A 22,862-nucleotide genomic window follows, 5' to 3' on the forward strand; every position below is an offset into this window, starting at 1 on the left:
ACGCTCGATCGACCAGGAGACTGGTGACCAATGTCCGATGCCGCGATCGCGGCCGTTCAGCACGGCGATGTCGAAACGCTCACCCGGCTGCTCGCCGAGAACCCCGAACTGGCCAACGCCCGTGTCGGCGACGACAAGGCACGGACACTGCTGCACGTCGTCACCGACTGGCCGGGCCACTTCCCCAACGGCCCCGCGACTGTCGCCGCGCTCGTCGCCGCGGGCGCGGACGTCAACGCCCGCTTCGGCGGCACAGCCCATGCCGAGACGCCGCTGCACTGGGCGTCCAGCACCAATGACGTCGCCGTGCTGGACGCCCTGCTGGACGCCGGTGCCGACATCAACGCACCCGGTGCCGTCATCGCCGGCGGAACACCGTTGGACGACGCCACGGCGTTCGGCCAATGGCAGGCCGCGCATCGGCTCGTGGAGCGCGGCGCCGAAACCACCTTCACCCATGCGGCCACGCTCGGGCTACAGGACCGCCTCGCCGCCCACGACCCGGGCAAGCCCGAAATCGACCGTGCGTTCTGGGGCGCATGCCATGGCGGACAACAACAGACCGCCGAGCACTTGCTCGGCCGCGGTGCTGACGTGAACTGGATCCCGCCCTGGGAGGACGTCACACCGCTTGACGCGGCCCAGCGCAGCGGGGCTGATGAGCTCGTCAGGTGGCTACGTGACCACGGCGGGAGGTCCGCGCGGCCCGGATCGCGTTGAGGATGACCAGGACCTCGGCGAGTTCGTGCACGAACACCACCGTGGCCAGCCCGAGGACACCGAAGGCGGCCAACGGGATCAGCACCGTGATGATCGCCAGCGACAGGCCGACGTTCTGCACCATCACGCGTCGTGCGTGCCGGGCGTGCGCGAGGACTTGTGGCAGGTTCCGGAGGTCCTCGCCCATCAACGCCACGTCAGCGGTCTCGATCGCGACGTCGCTTCCCATGGCGCCCATGGCGATGCCGACGTCCGCGGTCGCCAGCGCGGGAGCGTCGTTGACGCCGTCGCCGACCATCGCGACCTTGTGGCCGTCGCGCATCCGGTCGACCAAGGCCGCCTTGTCCTCGGGCAACAGTTCCGCGTGGACCACGGCGATGCCCGCCTTGGCCGCCAGCGCGGTCGCCGTCCGGCTGTTGTCGCCGGTCAGCATCGCGGGCTCGATTCCCAGCGAGCGGAGGGAATCCACGACTTCGACGGCTTCGTCGCGCAACTCGTCGCGGACCGCGATGGCCCCGAGCAGAGCGCCGTCCTCGACCAGGACGACGGTCGCCCCGGCGGACTGCAACCGGACGACGTCGTCGGCGAGTACACCGGGATCGATCCAGCCCGGTTTGCCCAGCCGCGTTCCGGCCGCGGAAACCAAGCCGTGGCCAGGCAACGCGGTGACGTCCTCAGCGGCTTGCCGGCCGGGTGCGGCCGCCAGGATCGCCTTGGCCAACGGATGCTCGCTGCGTGCCTCCAGCGCGGCGGCGGCCGTCAGCACGTCCTCGCGTGAAACGCCTCGCACAGGAACGACTTCCACCACCCGAGGGTGGTTACGGGTGAGGGTTCCCGTTTTGTCGAGCGCGATCGTGCCGATCCGGCCGAGTTCCTCCAGCGCCGCGCCGCCTTTGACCAGCGCGCCCTGTCTGCTCGCCGCGCCGACCGCGGCCACCACCGTCAACGGGATCGAGATGGCCAACGCGCACGGCGACGCCGCGACCAGCACGACCAACGCGCGTTCCAGCCACACCAGCGGATCCCCGAAGATCGCGCCGGCGCCCGCGATCAGCACCGCCAGCACCATGATCGCCGGAACCAGCGGGCGGGCGATCCGGTCCGCCAGGCGTTGCCCGACGCCTTTGCGTTCCTGGGCTTGCTCGACCAGGTGCACGACTCGGGCCAGCGAACTGTTCGACGCCGCCGCGGTCACGCCGATCTCGATCGCGCCGCCGCCGTTGATCGCTCCGGCGTACACCGTCGTGCCCGGACCGGCCTCGACCGGCACGGACTCGCCGGTGATCGCCGACAGATCCAGGGTGGTACGCCCGGACGTGATCACGCCGTCCGTGGCCGCGCGCTCCCCCGGCCGCAGCACCATCCGGTCGCCCACGGCGAGCTCGTCCGGTGAGACCTGGGTCTCGCCGTTGTCGCGCAGCACTGACGCGGTCGGCGGCACCAGGTCGAGCAACGCTCGTAGCCCGCGTCTGGTCCGTGCGATCGCGTAGTGCTCAAGCCCTTCCGCGATCGAGAACAGCACGCCGAGCATCGCCGCTTCGAAGTACTGTCCCAGCGCGACAGCCCCGATCGCGGCGATCGTCATCAACGTGCCGACGCCGACCCGGCCCTTCAGCACGGCCCGGAGCGCGCCGGGCGCGAACGTGGCCGCGCCGGTCACCGCCGACGCCAGTTCCAGCCCGGTCCCGGCCGGTCCGCCGACGATCCACCCCGCGGCCAGCAACACCGCCGCGACGGCCGCCAGCCGCAGTTCCCGGACCTGCCACACCCGCTGCGCGTCGTGCTGGGTCTCCTGCGGGACTTCCCGCGGAGCTTCCTGAGGGACGCAGCACGCGTCAGCCATGTTCGACCACCAGAATCGCGGCGGTCAGCGCCTTGCCCGACGGGGTCAGCGAATACATCACCAGCCGGCCGTCCCGCCGGGACGTCACCAGTCCGGCGTACTTCAACTGCCGCAGGTGGTGGGACACGAGGTTCTGCGCCTGGCCCACGACCCACGCCAGGTCGCACACGCACAACTCGTCGCCCGACGCCAGCGCCGCGGCGATGGTCAGCCGCGTCGGGTCACCCAGGGCACGTGCCCGGATCGCGGCGGGCTCGACCTCCGGCAACGGGGGCAACGCCGCCCTGATCCGCTCGGCATGCGGCAGGTCCAGGCACAACAGGTCGCATTCGTCAGCCACATCAACAATCTAACACTCATTGATATGTTGAGAGAAGCCGTCCGCCGAGCCCCTGCTAGCCCTCGTGAGTGTTTATCGGTGTTCTAACCCTGATAAACACTCACGAGGTATTACCTGGGGAAATGCCTGCTTCCCGGAGGAGTTGCCTGAGTGGGCGGCGACGCCGGGCGCAGCGGCGGAGCCGGAGGTGGGGGGCACCACCTCCAGCATCAGGATCAGGTGGTCACCGGCTGCCAGGCCGCCCGGCCGAGGAACGCCAGCATCCGCGTCTGATCGTCCGCCTCATCCGGCGGCGTGAGCTCGGGCCCGAAGAACCCGGGGCGCCGGACCACGTGGGCACGGCCCCAGTCGAACGCCAACGTCACCAGGCCCTCGTCGAGCCGCACGTCCATGCCCAACGCGTAGCCGATGTCCCACGCGTGCGTGACCGTGTCCGTGGTCAGCAAGGTCAGCACGTGCGCGAGCGGCACCTCGCCGGTCCCGGTGATCGTCGTGGTCCGCCCCATCGCCTCTTCGGTCAACGTCGGCAGACAGGCCGCGCGAGCGGCCCGCCACGTCGCCAGCGGGTCCGCCCCGGCCATCACCGCCGGATGCGGTGCGCCCGGGGCACCGGCCCGCTCCGTGTAGTCCTCCCCTGTCGCCCACGCCCGCATCTGGTGCTGCGCCCAGATCACGTGCCCGGCGACGTCCCGCACCGTCCACTCGGAACACGCCGACGGCGCGTCCCACTGGTCCGGGCGAACGGCCGCGAGCACCTCGTCCATCCTGTCCTGCGCCCGCCGGTACGACGCCATCACGTCCATGGCCATCCCTTCTCGAAGACGTCAACACCCCGAGGACGAACGGCGGGCCGGGCACTCGACACCGGCGGCGAAGATTTTCCCGGCTCAGGATCGGCGTGGCAGCGGGCGAACCTGAGGGAAACAACCGCACGGGCGTAAAAGATCTTGTACCTTGCTGCCGGTGGAGCGGGTTCTCAACTTGGTCAGGCGCAGTCCGGCGTTCATCGGCATGCGGGTCGTCGTGCACGACGACCACGTGGAAGTCGTTTCCCCGGAGCAACTGGAGTTCGGCCTGGGCCCGGTGTACGACGCGGTGTCCGACGCCCCGCCGCACCAGTGGGCGGACATCGTCGACGACTGCCTCAGGCGCATCCTCGGCGCGTTGACCAACGGCTCACCCGAGCTCAACGGCCCGACCGAGCGCTTGCTCGACCGCGTCTACGCGCGCCTGCGGCCCGCCGACGGCAGCCCGGTCGACTGGTGGAACTACGCGCAGGAGGTCGCCCCCGACCTGCTGATGGTGCTCGCGCTCGACCATCCCGACCGCATCGCCATTCTCAACGACAGCCAGGTCGAACGGCACGGCTACGACCGGCTGCTCGCAGCGGGCCTGGACAACCTGTGCAGGCACTTGCCGGAGGCGTACGCCGCCAACGAAGGCGTGTACGTCCTCAGCGGCGACGAGTACGTCGCCTCCGGCTTGTTGATCATGCCGTGGGTCGTCGAGGCCGTCACCGGCTCGGCGGACCTCCCGTACGGCGTGCTGGTCGCGGTGCCCAACCACACAATGCTGGTTTTCCATGTGCTGCAGGACAATGCCGGCGTCGCGTACGCGCTGGGCGAGATCGCGCACCTGGCCGCCGAGTACTACGACGAGTCGACCGGCCTCAGTCCGCAGGTCTACTGGTGGTCGCCGGGAGCGCAGGCCATGGAGCCGGTCGCGCGGCTCGCCGACGACGCGACCGGCGTCATCGGCGAGGACCTCGTGACCCACTACTCGGCCGGGTTCGCGGACCTGCTCCAGCGACTGCCCCGGTCCTAGCAGGATCAACCCACGACGAAGGTTCTGATGCTGCGGGCAGGCAACTGTGCGCCGAATGACCCGTTCGACATGGTGAAGTCGTTGTAGTGCGCGAGGGTCCGTGTTTCGTTCGTCAGCCAGGTCGAGACCGTCGCGGAACCTGCGTCCACAATGGTGAACGGGTGGTACACCTCCGACGAGTTCTTGTTGACGGCGACGATGACGATCCTGGATCCGCTCTTGAACGCCGTGATGTAGACGTTCGACTGTGGGTTCGCGGTCGCGGTGATCCGCGAGTAGCCGGGGCGGACCCACTTCGAGTAATGCGCCATGTTGGCGCCACGCTTGCTGATCTGCCCGTCCTCGCGCATCGGACCGTACGAACGGCGGATGTACCACCACACATAGGTCTGGAACCGGCCGTACACCAACGCGCGGTGGATGTGCTCGCCCACGTCGAGCGCCTGCGGCCACAGGTCGGCCGAGTCGCTGCTGTTGGGGTGGTAGACCTCGGTCATCCACAGCTCCTTGCCTCCACCCTTCTCCCGGAAGAGCGGGTAGGGGAAGTCCGCGGACTGGGTGCCGTAGAGGTGCGCGCCGACGATGTCCACGTTCGCCAGGGCGGCGGCGTCGTTGAGGATGGGGTCGGAGAGGTTCTTGCGGTACTGGAACGACTCGGGCGCGATCACCCTGGTGCTGATCACACCCGCGTTCTCGCGCAGGAACCTGACGATCTCGCTGGGGGTCCACGCCGTCCAGTCGTGCGCATAGTCCGGCTCGTTCTGCACCGAGATCCCGTACAGGTTCACTCCGTTGTCCCGCATGAAGGTGGCGAAGTCGTTCAGGTGCCGGGCATAGGCGCCGTAGGCGTCGTAACGCAGCCGCTTGCCGCCGGAGAAGGTCTCGGTCATCGAGGCAGGCGGGTTCCACGGCGATGCGATGACCTTGGCGCCGAGCTCGTTCGCACGCCTGGCCGTGGCGACCTCGCGGCTCCAGTTGGCTCGGTCCTCGTGGACGGGGATGCGCAGCACGGTGAAACCCAGCTGTCCGGCGCCGTTGCCGAATGCCGTCTCGCGCTGAGCGGCAGTGAGATCGTTGATCCAGACGGTGTGGTTCATGCCGCCGAACCCCAGGATCGTCTGCTGCACGACCGACGGCTCGACGACCACCGTGGTCTCAGCCGCCGCAGGCGTCCCCGCCGACAGCATCGGCAGCGCGGTGCCCGCGGCCAGCAATGTCCGCCGACGCAGGAGCCGCGAACCCGCGAACTCGGACTGGTCTCTACGTGGTGTCATCGCATCTCCCAGCGAACGCGACTTCGACACGGTGGCACTCCATGACTGGGAGCGCTCCCAGAGGCGGGGAATTCAGGCTAACGGCGCAGTGTGGAGCGGTCAAGAGATCCGGCGCCTACTCCGCGACAGTGGTCGACGCGCATGAGAGCGAGCGGCTATGACCACGCCGACCTCCCATGGCCGGGATGGCGGTATCCGTTCTGCCATGACCGCTTCGAGATGCCCCGGCAGGCTCGTGATCGCGCTCACGCCGCAGAATGAGGTGCATGCTCAGCACTCAAATCGGACGTTTCCGGCTTTTCGCGCTCGCTGAGGCGGTGTCGTGGGCCGGTCTGCTGGTCGGCATGTTCTTCAAGTACGTGGTCGTGCACAACGAGATCGGTGTGCAGGTGTTCGGGCCGATCCACGGCGTGATCTTCGTGGGTTACGTGCTCGTCGCGCTCGCGCTGCGCGGGCCGCAGCGCTGGGACGTCCGGACGACGTTCCTCGCGCTGGTGGCGAGCATTCCGCCGTTCGGCACCGTCGTCTTCGAGCGGTGGGCCAACAGGCGCGGCAAGCTCACCGTTCCCGCGGTGGCCTGAACCTGCCGTACGGCACGACGGCGATCGGGACGAGCTCGACGAGCAGTTCCGGGACCACCAGCCCGGGCACCTGGATGATGATGCTGGCGGGCGCGGTGCCGGCCGGAAAGTGCCGGGCCCGGACCCGCTGGATCACGGGGAGGTCCGCGCGGTCGAGGAAGTAGATCGTCATCGACACGATGTCGCTGAGCGTGCCGCCGACCTCGTCGAGCACCAGGCGGACGTTGTCGACGGATTTCTCCATCTGCGCCTCGATGTCCCCGGTGCCCACGACCGCGCCGTGCTCGTCCCACGCCACCTGGCCGGTCACGTGCACGACGGCGCCTTCTCCCTGAACCACGCCCTGGTTGAAGGCACGGCCGTCCGGCTGCCACATCCCCGGCGGGTTGAACCTGTGGGTCACGCGGCCGACCCTTCCGCACGGCCCGCTCGGCTGCCACCAGTTTTCCCGAACCGGGCACCGGACGGCGGTGATCCGGTTACGGTGGCGCGGTGATCACCTTCGCCGACCTCCAGGACGACGCGGCTCTGCTCTCGCTGGAGCACCAGCTCCGCCTGTTCGACCAGGTCGGACTGGCCGCGTGGTCCACGAACCTCGACGAGGCGCGCTTCGAGCTGACGCGTGACGACGGCACCACCGTGGCGTGCACCGACGTGCAGCTGCTCGGCAGCGCCGCGCCCGGCCCGCGGTCGTGGCTGTGGTCATGGGCGAACCCCACCGGCTACCGCGACGAGGTCCTGCTCGCCGCGAACGAGGCCCGGAAGTTCGGGGAGCAGCACGGCATCGCGGAGCTGGCGACGGCCGAGGTGCCGTTCGACGCGTTGCCCGGTGCGCCCACCGACCCCGCGGTGGTGGCCTCGCACATGATGGAGGTGACGAAGGCCGTCACCGGCCGGTTCACCGGGTACCAGGGCCCGGTCGGCGGCGGTACGCGGGCCGCGTTCCTGATCGACCACCCGGACTTCCGCCTGCCCGGGCCCGAGGCACCGCGGATCAGCCGTGTCCTTCAGCAGGGCCTGACCGAGCTGTCGTTCCACGACCAGCGCCGTGGCGTGGACTCCTACGCCCGTCGCCGTGGCCTCGCCGTCACGCACGACGGCCCTCGCACCCACATCGCCGGACCCGGTCTCACGGTCGACATCCGGTTCACGGAACAGAACCTGTTCGGCGGGATGTCCGTGCACATGGGCGACAAGCGGGTCCCACCGCAGTACATCAGCGGCAACTGACGCCGGGACCGGTCCCACGGATCTCGCGGTGTACTGCCGTCATGATCCGGACAGGTTTCACCGCGCTGCTCACCGCGTGCCTGCTCACCGCGTGCGCGCAACCGGCACCATCGCCCGGACCTGCTCCTTCGAGCGCACCGGCGCGACAGCACCAGCTCCTGGTGGAGGTGACCGGCACGGCCACCATCTCCTCCCTGGTCTTCACGCTCGACGGGCAGACCACCGAGGAGAAGGATGTCACGCCACCGTGGCGCAAGGAGGTCGCCGTTCCCTACGGCACCGGACGCCACGAGTGGAAGCTGACCATGCGGCACAGCGGCGGCACGCTGTCCGCGACCGGGAGCGTTGACGGCAAGCTGGTCACGCGGACCGGCGGGGCCAGCTCCGGCGGCACCACCAACACCGCGAGCCTGACCGGCAGCTTCACGGACTGAGCCCGCCCGAAATCACCGTTTCGCCCGCCTGGCGGCCTGCCCGCCGGAAATCTGCGTAGAAATACTCAGCGCGACGAAACCGCCTCGCCCGGCCGTACGTCACAGGAAGGTACGCGCTCCTCAAGGGATCCTGGGAAGTCCTTTGAGGACGGTCCACTGGGGAAGACGGCTTGGGGGAGTTCCGCGATGCAGTCACGCGCGCTGACCAGACGTTTGTCGGCGACAGTTCTGTTAGGCCTGGCCGTGGTGATGGTCGTCGTCACGCTGACCAGCCCGACCGCCGCCGAGCGCGACGCCGCCGCGGCGGCGGCGCGGACCTTCACCATGCCGCCGGTGCCGCCCTTGCCGCGCAAGGAGTTGGTCCCGATCCGCGGTTCGGCGCCGGCCAGGCCACCTGGCCCGGGTGACGGGATCGCGTTGCGGCAGCTGATCATCGCGGTCGACGCCGACGATCCAGGGCTCGCCGCCTGGAAGTCCATTTTGGATGCCGTCGGCACGCCGTACGACGTCGTGCTGGCCAGGACCGAACCCTTCGACGCCAGCAGGCTGGTCCGTCCCGACGGGATCGGCCGGTACCAGTCCATCCTGCTCACCGACGCACAGCTGCCCGCGACCGACGACACCGACAACCCGGCCAGCGTGTTCGACAGTGCCAAATGGACTGCCCTGTGGGACTACGAGAAGAAGTTCGGCGTGCGCCAGGTCGCGCTCAGCGCTCGTCCCGGCTCCGTGCCCGAGGACTACTGCCTGCGCCCGGGCACTGAGCAGACCGTCGACGGGAAAGCCGTGCAGGCCACCATGAGCCAGCCGGGTGCCGCGGTTTTCGACCAGCTCAAGCCGGATGCCAAGCTGCCGATCGCGAACGCCACCATCCAGCTGGCCACCCTGCAACCGGGATGCGCCGCGGAACCGTTGCTCACCATGGGATCGAACGTGATCGGCGTGCGGTCGACCGCACCCGACGGCAGGGAACGGATCACGCTGAGCTTCGAGACCTACGTCGAGGAGCCGATCCTCGACCTGCTCGGCCACGGCCTGCTTCGCTGGGCCACCAAGGGGATCTTCCTCGGCGAGAAGCGGCACTGGATCAACGTCGACGTCGACGACTGGTTCAACTCCACCCTGCGGGTGTACCCGGACGGCGCCGAAGGCGCCTACCGGCTGACCGGGCCGGAAGTCGTCGGCATCAAGAACGAGCAGGACGCGCTGCGGGCGGCGTTCCCCGTGGCGAAGGACTTCACGCTCAACCTGCCTTACAACGCGGGCAAGTTCGATCCGCACGCGCCTGCCTCGTGCGGCCCGGACGTCCAGGCCGACGAGCTGTCCGCCTACTCGAAGTGCCTGGTCGACGAGTTCCGCTGGTTGAACCACACCTACAGCCACCCGGCCATGCACACCACGTCCTACGAACGCAACCGCAAGGAGATCGCCGACAACCTCACCGCGGCGGCCGAAGGCGGTATCCCGGTCCCGGTGTCGATCCTCAAGACGCCGGAGTACTCCGGGCTGGGCGCCTACCGGTCCGACCCGAACAGCCGGACCGAGGAGCCGAAGGACCACGGGCTCAGGGCGTCCAACGCGCAACTGCTGAAAGCCATGAGCGACCTGGGTGTGAAGTACATCCACGGCGACATGTCACACGCCGGTCAGCGGCCCGAGTGCTTCAACTGCGGTATCTACCACCCGCTGCAACCGGACGTGATGGTCGTCCCGGACTGGCCCACCGACATCGAGTTCGAAGCGGCCACTCCGGAGGAGCAGACCGCGCTGTACAACCTGACGTACGGCAAGAACGGCACGGACGAAGGCCACTTCGACCGCGACCTGACCTACGAGGAGATCACCGACCGCGAGGCGGAGATCGCGCTGAAGAACATGATCAGCGGCTCGGCCTACGCGCACACCGTGCACCAGGCCAACGTGCACCAGTACGCCAAGCAGCGCAGCCTCACCTTCGACTGGATCCGGGTGCTGGTGCAGAAGTACAGCAACCTCTACCAGGTCCCGCTGAAGAACCCGGACTGGGTCACGCTCGCGCAGTACGTGGAAGGCCGCAACGCACACTTCGACGTCCTCAAACGCAAGGAGGACCCGGTGCTGAACCGCGCCACCAACGAGATCACCTTCTCCCCCACCGGTGACGGCCTGCTGTACATCACCGGACTGGCGACCCGGCCCGCCACGGCCACGGACCAGGTCCTCTCCGACGCGGCCGAGACCTACGGCACCGACTCGGTGTCCAGGGTCGGCATCAGCAACGGTTCGGCCGTCACCCTCGTCGCGAAGCCACGATCATGACGATCTACGAGACCGAACCCACCTACCCGCTCGGTGCGGAGCCGACGGTCCGGCTGGACCCCAAGGCTTTTCCCGCCGCGGAGGAGAAGACCGTCCGGATCGCGATCCCCCGGCAACACCAGCCGCGGCAGAAGAAGCCGGTCCGGCCCTTGCGGATCGCGCTGGTGTCGGAGGGAACGTATCCCTACCACCCCGGCGGGGTCAGCCTGTGGTGCGACCAGCTGGTGAAAGGCATGCCGGAGTCGCCGTTCATCGTCGTCGCGCTCACTGTGGACGGTCGCGAGCCGGTCAGCTGGCCCCGCCCGGCCAACCTGGTCGAGATCGTCAACCTGCCGTTGTGGAGTCCGCGCCCGGGAATCCCGCGCCGCCCACCGCTGCACGCGGTCGGCGCGGTCAAGGAAGCACACCAGCGATTCCTCAATGGACTGGTGCGGGCCGGCGAACCGGGGTCGGCGGACGAGTTCATCGCCGGGCTGTACGGGATGTTCACGTGGGCCCAGATCGGCGACCTGCGGTCGGCGCTGATCGCCAACGACGCGCTGGAACGCCTGCAATGGGCCTACGCCAAGGTCGCCCCGCCGGGCACGGGCGGGCTGACGCTGCACGACGCGGTGGTCATCTCGGACCTGCTCGAACACATGGTGCGGCCGTTGTCGCACCCGCCGGTCCGGGCGGACGTGGTCCACCTGGCGATGAACGGGATCAGCGCTCTGGTCGCGTTCGCCAGCAAATGGGCGTACGGCACACCGATCGTGATGTCCGAGCACGGCGTCTACCTGCGCGAAAGGTACCTCGGCGTGGACGAGTCCTGGCCGTACGCGGTCAGGTTGTTGATGCTCCGGTTCCACCGTGCCCTGGCGCAGGCCGCGTACCGGCTGGTCGACGTGCTGGCGCCGCACTCGGAGTACAACCGCCGCTGGCAGATGTACAACGGCGGCACACCGGACCGCATCCGCACCATGTACAACGGCATCAACCCGAACGATTTCCCGCCGGCTCAGGGCGAACCGGCCGTTCCGACGATCACCTTCGTCGGCCGGATCGACCCGTTGAAGGACCTGCACACGCTGATCCGGGCGTTCGCGTTGGTGCGGACCGAGATTCCCGAGGCCCGGCTGCGGATGTTCGGGCCGGTGCCGGTCGGCAACGAGGCGTACCACCGCAGTTGCCTCGATCTGATCGACGAACTCGGTCTGCGTGGCGCCGCGGTGTTCGAGGGCCGCGTGCCGCGTCAGGTCGATGCCTACCACGCCGGTCACGTCACGGCGTTGACCAGCGTGTCCGAGGGATTCCCGTACACGGTGGTGGAATCGATGGCCACCGGACGGCCGCAGGTGTGCACGAACGTCGGCGGTGTCGCCGAAGCCGTCGGTGACGCGGGATTTGTCGTACCGCCGCGTGATCACGCGGCTGTCGCGTCAGCGTGCGTGAAGTTGTTGACCGACAGCGCTTTGCGCCGCCGGGCAGGTCAGATCGCCAGGCAACGCGTGCTGGAGCGGTTCACGCTCGACCAGTGGAACTTGGCGTACCGCGCCATCTATGACGATCTCGTCGCCAAACGAGGGGTGATGAAGTGAGCGTCCAGAAGCTGATGCTAAAGGTGTCGCCCCGCGTGCAGGGCGCCGCGGACGAACTGCACGTCGCGGCGATCCTGGAGAGCGAAGGCGTCAACGACCGGATCGCGCGCGAGGAGTACGGTCACAAGGACGTGTTCGCGCTCGCCGCCGAGGTCTACAAGCGGATGCCCGAGCCCACTCCACCGGCCACAAAGGACGCTCCGAAGCCCGCGCGGGAATGGTCGTTGCGGATCGTCGCGCACGGGCCGCTCTACGTCCTGCCGAGTGCCGTCTACCCGGCCGTGCTGATGAGTCTCGGTGGTTCGGCGATGGTCATCGGTCTGGTCATCGCGACGGCCATAGGCTGGGTGTGGGGCATGGGCATGAGCTCGGTCGCCTACCAGTTGCTTGGTCACGGCAGGCCGAACGCGGCCGCCCGGATGCTGCGCTGGCTCGGCCTGGCCGGGCTGGTGCTGGGAGCCGGCGTCGGTGTCCTGCTGGCCGGCCTGCTCGAAGGCGGCGACGTGGGCCTGGTCGTCTTCGTGGTGGCCCAGATGGGCTACCAGCTCGCGTGTGGGGTGTTGTTCTTCTACCACCGGGAGGCCCGGCTGGCGATGCTGATGCTGCCGGTGGTGATCATCGGCATGGTCCACATCATCAGCGGCTATCCGGCCAACCTGGTCCTGCCCGCCGTCATCGCCGGTGCGTCGTCGGCGGCCCTGGTCCTCGCCGCTGCCACGCTGGCGACGTTCAAGAAGCCCGAGCAGGCCGATCCACGCACCCCGGCGGCACGCAGCGAGGTCGTGCTGGCAGCGGTCCGCAGCGCCTGCTACGGCGCGTTGTGCGCGGCGATCCTCTTGTTCACCGACGCGCGGTTCGTCGCGGCCGAGTTCGACCTCGCGATCGCGGTGGCACCGTTGGTGCTCGGGATGGGCGCGGTCGAGTGGCGGGCGCACCGGTTCGTCGCCTCGTCCAGCGCGGAACTGCACCGGCAGCGTTCGCCGGAGAAGTTCCGGCAGGAGGTCTGGCGGCTGTTCCTGCACGAACTGGTGCTGTGCCTGATGATCGTCGGCGGTCTCGGGGTCACGTTGATGTTCGTGCTGCGGAGTTTCGACGCGCTGACCATCCACGGCGCGATCCTGATCAACGCGCACATGGTGCTGGGAGGCGCCTTCTTCGTCGGGTTCGTGCTGATGAGGCACGAACGATTCACCTGGCTGCTGGGTTGTCTGGCGGTCATCGTCGCGGCCAACATCACGGCCGTGACGTTCCTGGCGGATCTGCTCGCCCCGCACGGCGAGGTGTCGATCCTGTTGTTCAGCGGCATCGCGCTGCTGCTGGTGTTCCTGGTGGCCGTCCGGCGTGGGATCGGGCGCGTCCACCTCTACCGATAGTCTCTCTGGGGAGGGGATCTTCCATGCACGTCACAATTCTCGCGGGTGGCCGCGGAGTCCGGCTGCGGCCGTACACCACCGCGCTGCCCAAGCCGCTGGTCCCGATCGGCGAGGAGTACGCGATCCTCGACATCATCCTGCAGCAGCTCAAGTCGCAGGGGTTCACCCGGGTCACGCTGGCCATCGGCCACCTCGGCTCGCTGATCCGCGCGTTCGTCGGCGACGGCGAGCGGTGGGGCCTGACGGTCGACTACTCCGACGAGGAGACGCCATTGTCGACCATCGGCCCGATCCTCAACTTCCTCGACCGGCTGCCCGACCACTTCCTGGTGATGAACGGGGACGTGCTCACCGACCTGAACTACGCGGCCCTGCTGAAGTCGCACATCAGGTCGCGGGCGCCGCTGACGGTGGCGACGTACCAGCGCCAGGTGAAGATCGACTTCGGCACGCTGGAGACCGAGGACGACCGGATCGTGAAGTTCCGCGAGAAGCCGACGTTGTCCTACGGCGTCAGCATGGGCGTGTACGCGATGTCCCGCGCCACCCTGGCGCGTTACCCGCGCAACGTGCCGTTCGGCTTCGACGACCTCGTGCTGGACCTGCTGGACCGTGGCGACCCGCCGAGGTCGTACGGGTTCGACGGCTACTGGCTGGACATCGGCCGGCCGGACGACTACGACGAGGCCAACCGGGTGTTCGAGGAGTTGCGCCCGGTGCTGTTGCCGCCGGTCCACGCGGTTCCCGAGGACGTGGCGTCGTGAGGGTCGTCCTGTTCGGCGCTTCGGGTTTCATCGGCCGCCAGGTGGCCAGGGAACTGGCGCCGTCCAGCGTCCTGCTGCCGGTCGGCCGGGCCCAGCACGACCTCGTCACCGGTACGGCCGACGAGCTGACCGCCGTGCTGCGGGAGAACCGGCCGGATGTGGTGATCAACTGCACCGGCCGGCTCTCCGGCACGACGGCCGAACTGGTGACCGCGAACGTCGTGGTCACCGCGAAACTGATCGACGCGGTGCGCGCCGTGGGCGCCCGGCTGATCACGCTCGGCTCGGCGGGCGAGTACGGTGTCGTTCCACAGGGGACACCCGTGGCCGAGGACCACCCGGCGAATCCGGTTGCGGCGTACGGAATCTCGAAACTGGCGGGAACCCAGCTGGTCCAGCGGGCCGTCGAAGCAGGTGTGCTGGACGGGGTGTCGTTGCGGGTGTTCAACCCGATCGGCCCCGGTTTGCCCGCGGAGAACCTGCTCGGCCGTGCCGCGGCGAACATCCGTGCGGCACAAGCCAATGGTGAGGACCACATCCAGTTGGGGCCGCTGGGCGCGTACCGGGATTTCGTGGACGTCCGGGACCTGGCGGCCGCCGTCGCCGCCGCGGCCACGGCCGGCAGCATCGCCGAGCCGGTGCTGAACGTCGGCAGCGGTGTCGCCGTGACGGCGCGGCAAGCCGTCATGACGCTGGCCGAGGTCGCCGGTTTCACCGGTGAGGTCAGGGAATCCGCGCCCGCACCGGCCCGGTCGGCGGCTGTCGGCTGGATCGCCGCCGACCTCACCCGGACCCGGCGGGCGCTCGGCTGGCGTCCCGCCCACGACCTCACCGCCTCAGTCAAGGCCAGTTGGGAGAGCTGAAGGATGATGCGGTTCAGGCTGCTCGCCAGGATCACGTCGCTGGCGTTGGTGTCGCTGGCGTTCGCCACGTCGGCGTGTGGTCAGGCAGCCGAGGAGCCGAAGAACACGCAACCCAGCGTCGCGTACCAGTTGAGCAGTTACGAGGACGACCGGCTGGACGACCTCGCCGGCAAGCCACAGCAGCTGGTGATCATCGACCTGGCCCGTGACGCGGCGGCGTCGTACTTCACCGCCGAGGAGATCGGGAAGCTCCGGGCGAAGGGCAAGACCGTGCTGGCGTACTTCGAGATCGGGTCGCTGGAGGATTTCCGGCCGGACTTCGAGCGGTTCCGCACGGCGAACCCGGACCTGATGCTCAACGAGTGGCAGCACTGGGAGGGCGAGTTCTTCGTCAAGTACTGGGACGAGCGGTGGTGGACCTCAGCCGTGAAACCACGGGTCGACCGGGCACTGGCGGCCGGGTTCGACGGCGTGTACATGGACACCCCGCTGGCCTACGAGGAGATCGACCTCGCACTGGTGCCTGGTGAGACGCGCCAGACGCTCGGCCGCAAGATGGTCGACCAGATCGTGCGGATCAGCAGGTACGCCAAGCAGATCCGGCCCGGGTTCCTGATCTACCCGCAGAACTCGCCGGAACTGCGGCACCACACCGGGTACACCGAGGCGATCGACGGAATCGGCATGGAGGAGCTGTTCTTCCTGGCCACCGACGAACCGTGCGACAAGGACTTCTGCGCCGAGAACCTGCGGGAGGCCAAGGCGCTGCGGGACGCGGGCAAGAGGGTCGTGGCGATCGACTACGCGACCGACCCCGGCAACATCGCCAGCGCCTGCCGTCAACACCGCGACGAGGGATTCGCCGGCGCGGTCACAGTCAAACCACTGGACACGGTGCCACCCCCGTGTCCTTGAGGAGGGGAACAAGAATGCGCAGAATCGGTATCATCGGGATGGGCTACGTCGGCCTGACCCTGACCGCGGCCATGGCCCGCAAGGGCTTCAGCATCCACGGAGTGGACGTTCAGCCGTCCGTCGTGGACTCGCTGGCGAAGGGCAGGCCGCACATCTTCGAACCGGGCGTGACCGAGGCGTTCACCGAGCTGGTCGGCGACACGATCACGGTGTCCCACGAACTGCCCGAAGATCCGGTCGACGCCGCGATCATCTGTGTGTCCACACCGGTCGACGAGACCACCCACGAGCCGTACCTGGAGAACCTCGCGGCAGCGGCCGAGCACGTCACGCAGCGCTGCACGGCCGACACGCTTGTCGTTGTCCGCAGCACGGTCCCGGTCGGCACCAGCCGTGGCATCGTGTTGCCGATCCTGCTGGCGGCCTGGGGTTCGGCACGGCTGGTGATGGCGCCCGAGCGGACCATCCAGGGCCAGGCGCTGCGTGAGCTCGTCGAGCTGCCGCAGGTCGTCGGCGGCCTGGACGACGAGAGCCTGCGGCTGGGCCTGGAGTTGTTCGGCGGCTTGGCGAACCAGCTCGTCCCGGTGTCCGGTTTGGAGACCGCGGAGCTGGTGAAGCTGACCAACAACTGCCACACGGACGTGATCTACTCGTTCGGCAACGAGGTCGCGATGCTGACCGAACGGCTCGGGCTCGACCCGCTGGAGGTCATCCGCGCGACGAACCTGGACTACCCGCGGCCGGACATCGCCAAGCCCGGCTATGTCGGCGGCGGCTGCCTGTCGAAGGACCCGTACATCATGCTCGCCAGCGGCCTGAGCGCCGGGCACGAGCCGAAGCTGATCGGCGCGGCGCGGCGGCTCAACGAGGAGCTGCCCGGGCACGTGGCCGAGCGGATGGTCTCGCTGATGCGGCAGACCGGCGGCAAGACCATCGCCGTGCTCGGCTGGGCGTACAAGGGAACTCCGCCGACCGACGACATGCGCGGCACGCCGATCGAGACCATGATGCCGGTGTTCGAGCGGGCCGGAATCCGGGTTCTCGGGCACGATCCGCTGGTGACGCCGGAGGTCATCCGGAAGTACGGCGGCGAGCCGGTCGATCTGGCGACCGGATTCCGTGACGCGGACGCGGTTCTGGTGATCACCGACCACCCGGAGTACCGCGCGCTCGATGTCAGGGCCGCGCTGGCCGGTACCCGGATCAAGGTCGTGTACGACTCGTGGCGGATCCTGGACGCCGCCGCGATCACTGAGCAGGGCGTGCGTTACGCGGGCCTGGGATACGAGGTGGCGGCATGAAGGCGTTGGTTCTCGGTGGTGCCGGTTTCATCGGCCTGCACCTGACCCGGCGGCTGCTCGCCGAGGGCTACTCGGTGACCATTGTGGACGACTTCTCCCGTGGCAGGGAGGACCCGGAGCTGGCCGCGCTCGACGTCGAGGTGTTGCACGCGGACCTCACCGACCCGGCGGCGTACAACGACATCCCGCACGGCTGGGACCAGGTGTACATGCTGGCGGCCGTGGTCGGCGTGCGCAACGTCGAGAAGGACCCGGCTCGGGTGATCCGGATCAACAGCCTGGTCGTGCTGAACCTGCTCGACTGGTTGCGGCCCGGGACAAAACTGTTCTTCGCGTCGACCAGCGAGGCGTACGCCGACGGCGTGAGCGCCGGCGTGGTCCCAGTCCCGACACCGGAGACCGTGCCGTTGATGATCTCGGACATCACGGCTCCGCGGTTCGCCTACGGCGCCAGCAAACTGCTGGGCGAGGCAGCCGTCGTCCACACCGGACGGGCCAAGGGCATTCCCTTCGTGGTCGGGCGGTTCCACAACGTCTACGGCCCGCGGATGGGCGCCGACCACGTGATCCCCGAGCTGTCGTTGCGCGCCATGCGGCGCGAGGACCCGTTCAAGGTCTACGGCACCGACCAGTTCCGGGCGTTCTGCCACGTGGACGACGCCACCGACGCGATGCTCCGGCTGATGACCACGGACGCGGCCATGGGCGAGATCGTCCACATCGGAAACGACACCGAGGAGACGAACATCGGTGACCTGACCAAACTGGTCCTGCGGGTCGCCGGTTTCGACCCGGCGCTCGACCCGGCACCCGCCCCCGCCGGTTCGGTCGCCCGCCGCTGCCCGGACCTGACCAAGCTGCGCACGCTGACCGGGTTCGAGCCGACGGTGCCGCTCGAGGAGGGCGTCCAGCGCACGTTCGACTGGTACCGAGAGCACTGGCTGTGACGACTCCTTCGGGGATCGCGTTCTACTACGGCGACGGGAAGTTGCCCGCCCTGGCGCGCCACTCGGCAGTGGCGCTCCAGGGCGGCTTCTACAGCCCGTCGGAACTGTCGTGGCTCGCGGATCAGGGCGTACGCACCTTGTGCTACCTGTCGTTGACCGAGGATGTCGGCCCACCGGCGCCGTGGCAGCGCGACAGGCGCTGCCCGGACTGGGGTGGCGCGTACGTGCACGTGGGCTCGCCGGACTGGCAGGCCCACGTGCTCTCGCAGGCGGCCGCGGGGCTGGAGCGCGGATTCGCCGGGCTGTTCCTGGACACGTTGAACATCGAGTTCACGTACCCGGAAGACCTGCCGCACCTGTGGCAACTGATCCGCTCGCTGCGCGAGGCCAGCGGCTCGGCCTACATCCTGGCCAACCGCGGTTTCGGGCTGCTCCCCCAGCTCGGTTCGGTCGTCGACGGCGTGCTGTTCGAGTCGTTCTCGGCCCGGTGGGTCGCCGACGGCTACGGCCGCTGGCCGCAGGCGACCTTGGACGTGCACGCCGAGTACGCCCTGAAACTGGCCGAACTGGATGTCGAGCGTTACGCGCTGGACTACGCCGACACGCCGGAACTCGAGGAGTTCGCCGTGGCACGCGCGGCGGAATACGGCATGCCGTGTTTTGTCAGCGACAAGGCGCTCAGCCGGATCTGACGGGCCTACCGCCGCCCGCCTGGTTACTTCACCGGTCGGCAGTCAGCACGCAAGCGTGCGATGACCTGGGCGTTCGGTCCTCGTGGCAGCTTCCTGCATCCTCGCCGGGCGGACGCCGGTCGCTGGCATGCTGGTGACAGGATCATCGTGGTCGACGAGGGATTCGAGGAACCATGACTGCCTCACGATTACCTGTCCGCGCCCGTGTGCTGGCGGTCGACCTGAGCCGGTTTCCGAAGGTGTGGCCGGCTTACCGCCGCGGCCTGCACGAGGTGTACGCCGAGATCGGTGCGGGCGACCTGGCCATCGGTCCCGAGCTGCCCGTCGGCGTCACCAAGGTCGTCGTCGCGTTCCCGCCGAATCCCCCTTCCCTGCCGGACACCTTGTCACCGCTGGGAAACACGAGAACGCCGGAGAACACATCCCGGCGACAAATCCCGTCACTGGGGGAACCCCTGTTTTCCAGTGAAGCACAGGGGTCCGACAGTTTCGGCGACGTCGTCGGCGGCGTTCTGCTGCGGGACCGGACCGAGATCGGCCGGTACACCGGGCTCACGCAGGTCGCGGACGCCATCGCGGAACGTGCGCCGCAAGGCGTGAACGAGATCGGCGGCTGCTGGATCCACCCTGCCTGGCGGGGCGCCAGGCTGGGCACGACGCTTGTCCGGGAAGCGGTCCGGGCCTCGGCCGGTGACGTGCGGTGGACTGTCGCGTTGGCCAACCAGTTCAGTGTGGGGATCAGCGCGTATGCGGGATTCGTGCCCGATCCGCGGTTCCGCGATCTTCCGTTCCCCGACAACCGGTTCCGCAGCACTTTGTGCTGGTTCGATCACCGCGGTGCGGCGTCATGAGCGCGTGGCGGCCCGAGATCTTCGATCCCGCTGACGCCGAAGACCGTCGGCGGCTTGGCGAACTGAGGTCGTCCGGGCGTGTCTGGGAGACGAGCGACACCCTGCGGGCGCAGTTGCGGGACCTGGCGAAGTCCCGCTGTCCCGGCGGAAACGGCGACGTGGACGCGATTCTGGCCGGGGTGCCGTTGGCCGAGTACGGCCGGTGGGTCCACTACCCGTGGTCCGGGCGGCTTGTCCGGTTGTTGCCGCCCGGCCCGTTCCGTGAACTGCGCCTGGACCGCAACCGGCCCAAGGTCTCGCACGCCGAGATGGCCCGGCTGGCCGGGTTCACCGTGGGGATCGCGGGACTTTCGGTGGGCAACGCCGTCGCGCTCACCCTCGCGCTCGAAGGCGCGGCCGGGCATCTGCGGCTCGCGGACTTCGACACCCTCGAACTGTCCAACATGAACCGGATCCGGGCGGGCGTGCACGACATCGGTCAGGCCAAGACCGTGCTCGCGGCACGGCAGATCGCCGAGTTCGACCCGTATCTCGGGATCTCGGTGCTGGACGGGATCGGTCCGGAGAACGTGGACGAGTTCCTGCTCGGCGGGCCGGAGCTGGGGCCGCCGCTGGACGCGGTCATCGACGAGTGCGACTCGCTGAACGTGAAGTTCCTGCTGCGCCACCGGGCACGGGCGCATCGACGGCCCGTGCTGATGGAGACCAGCGACCGCGGAATGCTCGACGTCGAACGGTTCGACCTCGAGCCGGACCGGCCGCTCTTCCACGGCATGACCGGTGACACGGCCGACGTCGGCGACGGCGGGTTCGGCGTCGGTGACGACGCGGCCAAGGCGCGCAAGGCGGCGATCGCCCTGCGCCTGCTCGACGAGGCGATGATCTCCACGAACCTGGCGGCGTCCTTCGTGGAGATGGGCTCGACGATCTCCAGCTGGCCGCAGCTGGCCAGTGACGTGGTCCTGGGCGGCGCGAGCATGACCGCGGCTGTCCGCGCCCTCGCGCTCGGCGCGCCGATGCCGTCCGGGCGCCGTTACCTCGACCTTGAGACCAAGGTGCGCGAAGTCCGTCCCGCCTCCCCCGTGCAGGGCTCCGCCCGGCCCGCGCGACGTCCGTTGCCCGGACAGGCCACCGCTTCGCCGACGCCGGTCCCGGAACTGGCGCGATACCTGGTGGAGCACGCGGTTCTGGCGCCGTCGGGCGGAAACGCCCAGCCGTGGCACTTCTATTGGGACGATGACCGTCTGTGGGTGGCTCCCGACCGCGTGCGCGGCCAGAACGCCATGGATCCCGACGGCCGTGCGGTGAATCTGGCGTTGGGCGCGGCCGTGGAGAACATCGTCATCGCGGCCGCCGCCCGTGGCCTGACCGCTGTTGTGGAACCGTTTCCGTATCCGGATGTCGCCGCGGTGATCACGACCGAGCCCGGCGCCACACCTTCGGACGAGGCGATGGCGGCTCTGCTTCGCCGCCGCACCCACCGCACCCCGGGAACGCGATCTTCGCTGACCCTCGAGGAGATCTCGGAGCTGACCGCTGCCGCTTCCGGGGCGCGGCTGGATCTCTGCCTTCGTCCTGACGAGCTCGCCGGGATCGTCGGCGCCTGCGACCGGATCAGGTTCCTCAATCCCGATCTGCACCGGGAACTGGTGGGCGAACTGCGATTCACCCCGGCCGCCGACGGCATCACCCTGGACACACTGGCGCTGCCACCGGGTTTCGCGGAGGCCATCCGCCTGATCGCCCGGCCGGACGTCGCCGCCCGGCTCCGGCACCTCGGCGGCGGCGCACGCCTGGAGGAAGGCGCCCGGGACGCGATCGCCGGTGCGTCAGCGATGGGTCTGCTGTCAGTACGCTCGGACAGTCCGGCGGACTGGCTCGCGGGCGGACGCGCGATGCAACGGATTTGGCTGCGGGCCGAGCAGTCAGGCCTCGGGCTGCACCCGATGACGACCGCGATCTACATGTTCGGCATGCTCGACGGCCCAGCAGCGGAGATCTTCACCGCCACGGAGTCCGCCGAACTGCACGAGCTGCGTGCCCGCTTCCACGAAGTGATGCCGAAGCCGGACGGTCCGATGGCACTGCTGTTCCGTCTCGCCCGGATCACCACACCGGCCGCGCCGTCTTCCCGTGTGCCGACGGATTCCGTGCTCACGGCAGGCCGTCCACCGTTCTGAGAAGCCCGGCGTGCCAGCACAGAGAGGGAGCGGCCGGTACCATCACCGATGGATGTCAGCGCTTACCGGGGAGGTGCGCATGGCAGCGAACAACATCGACGAAGTCGTCGACGGTCTGGCCGGGATCGTCCGGGATTCCGTCCGGGACGCCGATCGGGCCGGGTACTTCGCCGCGCTCTACCGGCAGGTGACGGTCGAGGTCCGCCGGGGAATCCACACCGGACTGTTCGACGACGGGCCGCGGATGGACCGGTTCGACACGCTGTTCGGCAACCGGTACTTCGACGCCTACGACGCCTGGCGGCGCGACCGAACTGGACCAAGGTGCTGGCGGGAGGCGTTCGGGCTGCTCCACGACCCGGACACGATCATCGTCCAGCACCTGATGCTCGGCGTGAACGCGCACATCAACCTCGACCTGGCGATCTCTGCCGCGGACACGTCACCCGGCGAAGCCATTCACGCGCTGAAGCGGGATTTCCTGCTGATCAACGACATCCTGGCGCGGGCGGTGCTGGCGGTGCAGGGCGCGGTGGGCAGCGTGTCGCCGTACCTGTGGCTGCTGGACAAGTTCGGCGGCCGCACGGACGAGCAGATCCTCGACTTCAGCATCCGCCGATCCCGGCAGGAGGCGTGGGACAACGCCCTGCTCCTCGCTGGTCAGAGCGGCGCGCGACGCGAACGCACCATCGACCTGCTCGACGCCCGGGCCGCCCTGCTCGCCCGGTTGATCGCGCGTCCCGGCGGGCTCGTCCGCCCGGCCATCCAGCTGATCCAGAGCACCGAGAACAAGGACGTGAGCACCGTCATCGAGCACCTGGACCGGGCACTGGACGGGCCACCATCACCATGATG

Annotated in this window: 22 protein-coding genes; 17 read left to right on the forward strand and 5 right to left on the reverse strand. The window is 68.9% G+C overall.

The window, feature by feature from the left end; translation table 11 throughout:
* The first annotated feature begins 30 nt into the window (after window positions 1-30).
* Window positions 31-720, forward strand: coding sequence for an ankyrin repeat domain-containing protein (locus tag GC106_RS36385; protein ID WP_173140003.1), 690 nt, complete (start codon window positions 31-33; stop codon window positions 718-720).
* Here GC106_RS36385 and GC106_RS36390 read toward each other — a convergent pair.
* From GC106_RS36390 to GC106_RS36400, 3 genes are all read right to left on the reverse strand, one after another.
* On the reverse strand, window positions 668-2,563 hold the full coding sequence (locus tag GC106_RS36390) for a heavy metal translocating P-type ATPase (RefSeq protein ID WP_173140005.1): 1,896 nt from the start codon (window positions 2,561-2,563) through the stop codon (window positions 668-670). The genes GC106_RS36385 and GC106_RS36390 overlap by 53 nt on opposite strands.
* Complete coding sequence (locus tag GC106_RS36395; protein WP_173140104.1) at window positions 2,556-2,912, reverse strand: ArsR/SmtB family transcription factor; 357 nt, start codon at window positions 2,910-2,912, stop codon at window positions 2,556-2,558. Before GC106_RS36395 ends, GC106_RS36390 begins: the two co-directional genes overlap by 8 nt.
* Before the next feature lie 206 nt (window positions 2,913-3,118).
* Window positions 3,119-3,706, reverse strand: coding sequence for a TIGR03086 family metal-binding protein (locus tag GC106_RS36400; protein ID WP_173140007.1), 588 nt, complete (start codon window positions 3,704-3,706; stop codon window positions 3,119-3,121).
* Window positions 3,707-3,866: 160 nt separating this feature from the next.
* Here GC106_RS36400 and GC106_RS36405 point away from each other — a divergent pair, with 160 nt between their 5' ends.
* Window positions 3,867-4,727 carry a hypothetical protein gene (locus GC106_RS36405; RefSeq protein WP_173140009.1) on the forward strand — a complete coding sequence of 287 codons (861 nt, stop codon included), beginning with the start codon at window positions 3,867-3,869 and terminating at the stop codon, window positions 4,725-4,727.
* 5 nt (window positions 4,728-4,732) lie between these two features.
* Here the strand turns inward: GC106_RS36405 and xynC are convergent, their stop codons facing one another.
* Entirely contained in the window at window positions 4,733-6,001 is a 1,269-nt protein-coding gene (xynC, locus tag GC106_RS36410; RefSeq protein ID WP_173140011.1) for a glucuronoarabinoxylan endo-1,4-beta-xylanase XynC, read from the reverse strand.
* 266 nt (window positions 6,002-6,267) lie between these two features.
* On the opposite strand from xynC, the gene GC106_RS36415 reads away from it, so the two are divergent.
* Window positions 6,268-6,582, forward strand: coding sequence for a DUF3817 domain-containing protein (locus GC106_RS36415; protein WP_173140013.1), 315 nt, complete (start codon window positions 6,268-6,270; stop codon window positions 6,580-6,582).
* Here the strand turns inward: GC106_RS36415 and GC106_RS36420 are convergent.
* A complete protein-coding gene (locus tag GC106_RS36420; RefSeq protein WP_173140015.1) occupies window positions 6,560-6,985 on the reverse strand; it encodes a RidA family protein in 426 nt (141 codons plus the stop codon). The genes GC106_RS36415 and GC106_RS36420 overlap by 23 nt on opposite strands.
* A gap of 89 nt (window positions 6,986-7,074) precedes the next feature.
* Between GC106_RS36420 and GC106_RS36425 the strand changes: the two genes are divergently transcribed.
* From GC106_RS36425 to GC106_RS36490, 14 genes are all read left to right on the forward strand, one after another.
* On the forward strand, window positions 7,075-7,812 hold the full coding sequence (locus GC106_RS36425) for a DUF6882 domain-containing protein (protein WP_173140017.1): 738 nt from the start codon (window positions 7,075-7,077) through the stop codon (window positions 7,810-7,812).
* 41 nt (window positions 7,813-7,853) lie between these two features.
* On the forward strand, window positions 7,854-8,246 hold the full coding sequence (locus GC106_RS36430; protein ID WP_173140019.1) for a hypothetical protein: 393 nt from the start codon (window positions 7,854-7,856) through the stop codon (window positions 8,244-8,246).
* A 186-nt stretch (window positions 8,247-8,432) separates the two neighbouring features.
* Complete coding sequence (locus GC106_RS36435) at window positions 8,433-10,544, forward strand: Agd3-related carbohydrate-binding protein (RefSeq protein WP_173140021.1); 2,112 nt, start codon at window positions 8,433-8,435, stop codon at window positions 10,542-10,544.
* A complete protein-coding gene (pelF, locus tag GC106_RS36440; protein WP_217281410.1) occupies window positions 10,541-12,121 on the forward strand; it encodes a GT4 family glycosyltransferase PelF in 1,581 nt (526 codons plus the stop codon). The genes GC106_RS36435 and pelF overlap by 4 nt, the downstream gene beginning before the upstream one ends.
* Window positions 12,118-13,494, forward strand: a complete 1,377-nt coding sequence (locus tag GC106_RS36445) for a hypothetical protein (RefSeq protein ID WP_173140023.1) — start codon at window positions 12,118-12,120, stop codon at window positions 13,492-13,494. Before pelF ends, GC106_RS36445 begins: the two co-directional genes overlap by 4 nt.
* 23 nt (window positions 13,495-13,517) lie before the next feature.
* Window positions 13,518-14,258 carry a nucleotidyltransferase family protein gene (locus GC106_RS36450; protein ID WP_173140024.1) on the forward strand — a complete coding sequence of 247 codons (741 nt, stop codon included), beginning with the start codon at window positions 13,518-13,520 and terminating at the stop codon, window positions 14,256-14,258.
* Complete coding sequence (locus GC106_RS36455) at window positions 14,255-15,121, forward strand: NAD-dependent epimerase/dehydratase family protein (RefSeq protein ID WP_312873174.1); 867 nt, start codon at window positions 14,255-14,257, stop codon at window positions 15,119-15,121. Before GC106_RS36450 ends, GC106_RS36455 begins: the two co-directional genes overlap by 4 nt.
* 3 nt (window positions 15,122-15,124) lie before the next feature.
* Complete coding sequence (locus tag GC106_RS36460; protein WP_246367602.1) at window positions 15,125-16,036, forward strand: glycoside hydrolase family 191 protein; 912 nt, start codon at window positions 15,125-15,127, stop codon at window positions 16,034-16,036.
* 14 nt (window positions 16,037-16,050) lie between these two features.
* Window positions 16,051-17,337 (forward strand): nucleotide sugar dehydrogenase, encoded by a 1,287-nt coding sequence (locus tag GC106_RS36465; protein ID WP_173140026.1) that lies wholly within the window; start codon window positions 16,051-16,053, stop codon window positions 17,335-17,337.
* A complete protein-coding gene (locus tag GC106_RS36470; protein WP_173140028.1) occupies window positions 17,334-18,284 on the forward strand; it encodes an NAD-dependent epimerase/dehydratase family protein in 951 nt (316 codons plus the stop codon). The genes GC106_RS36465 and GC106_RS36470 overlap by 4 nt, the downstream gene beginning before the upstream one ends.
* Window positions 18,281-18,976: a putative glycoside hydrolase gene (locus GC106_RS36475; RefSeq protein ID WP_173140030.1), complete on the forward strand. Its 696-nt coding sequence runs from the start codon at window positions 18,281-18,283 to the stop codon at window positions 18,974-18,976. The genes GC106_RS36470 and GC106_RS36475 overlap by 4 nt, the downstream gene beginning before the upstream one ends.
* Window positions 18,977-19,149: 173 nt before the next feature.
* On the forward strand, window positions 19,150-19,827 hold the full coding sequence (locus GC106_RS36480; protein ID WP_173140032.1) for a GNAT family N-acetyltransferase: 678 nt from the start codon (window positions 19,150-19,152) through the stop codon (window positions 19,825-19,827).
* Window positions 19,824-22,007, forward strand: a complete 2,184-nt coding sequence (locus GC106_RS36485; RefSeq protein ID WP_173140034.1) for an Rv1355c family protein — start codon at window positions 19,824-19,826, stop codon at window positions 22,005-22,007. The genes GC106_RS36480 and GC106_RS36485 overlap by 4 nt, the downstream gene beginning before the upstream one ends.
* 79 nt (window positions 22,008-22,086) lie before the next feature.
* Window positions 22,087-22,860 (forward strand): DUF5995 family protein, encoded by a 774-nt coding sequence (locus GC106_RS36490; protein WP_173140036.1) that lies wholly within the window; start codon window positions 22,087-22,089, stop codon window positions 22,858-22,860.
* The last annotated feature ends 2 nt before the right edge of the window (window positions 22,861-22,862 follow it).

This window comes from Kibdelosporangium persicum (assembly GCF_013280595.1).
GTDB lineage: Bacteria > Actinomycetota > Actinomycetes > Mycobacteriales > Pseudonocardiaceae > Kibdelosporangium > Kibdelosporangium persicum.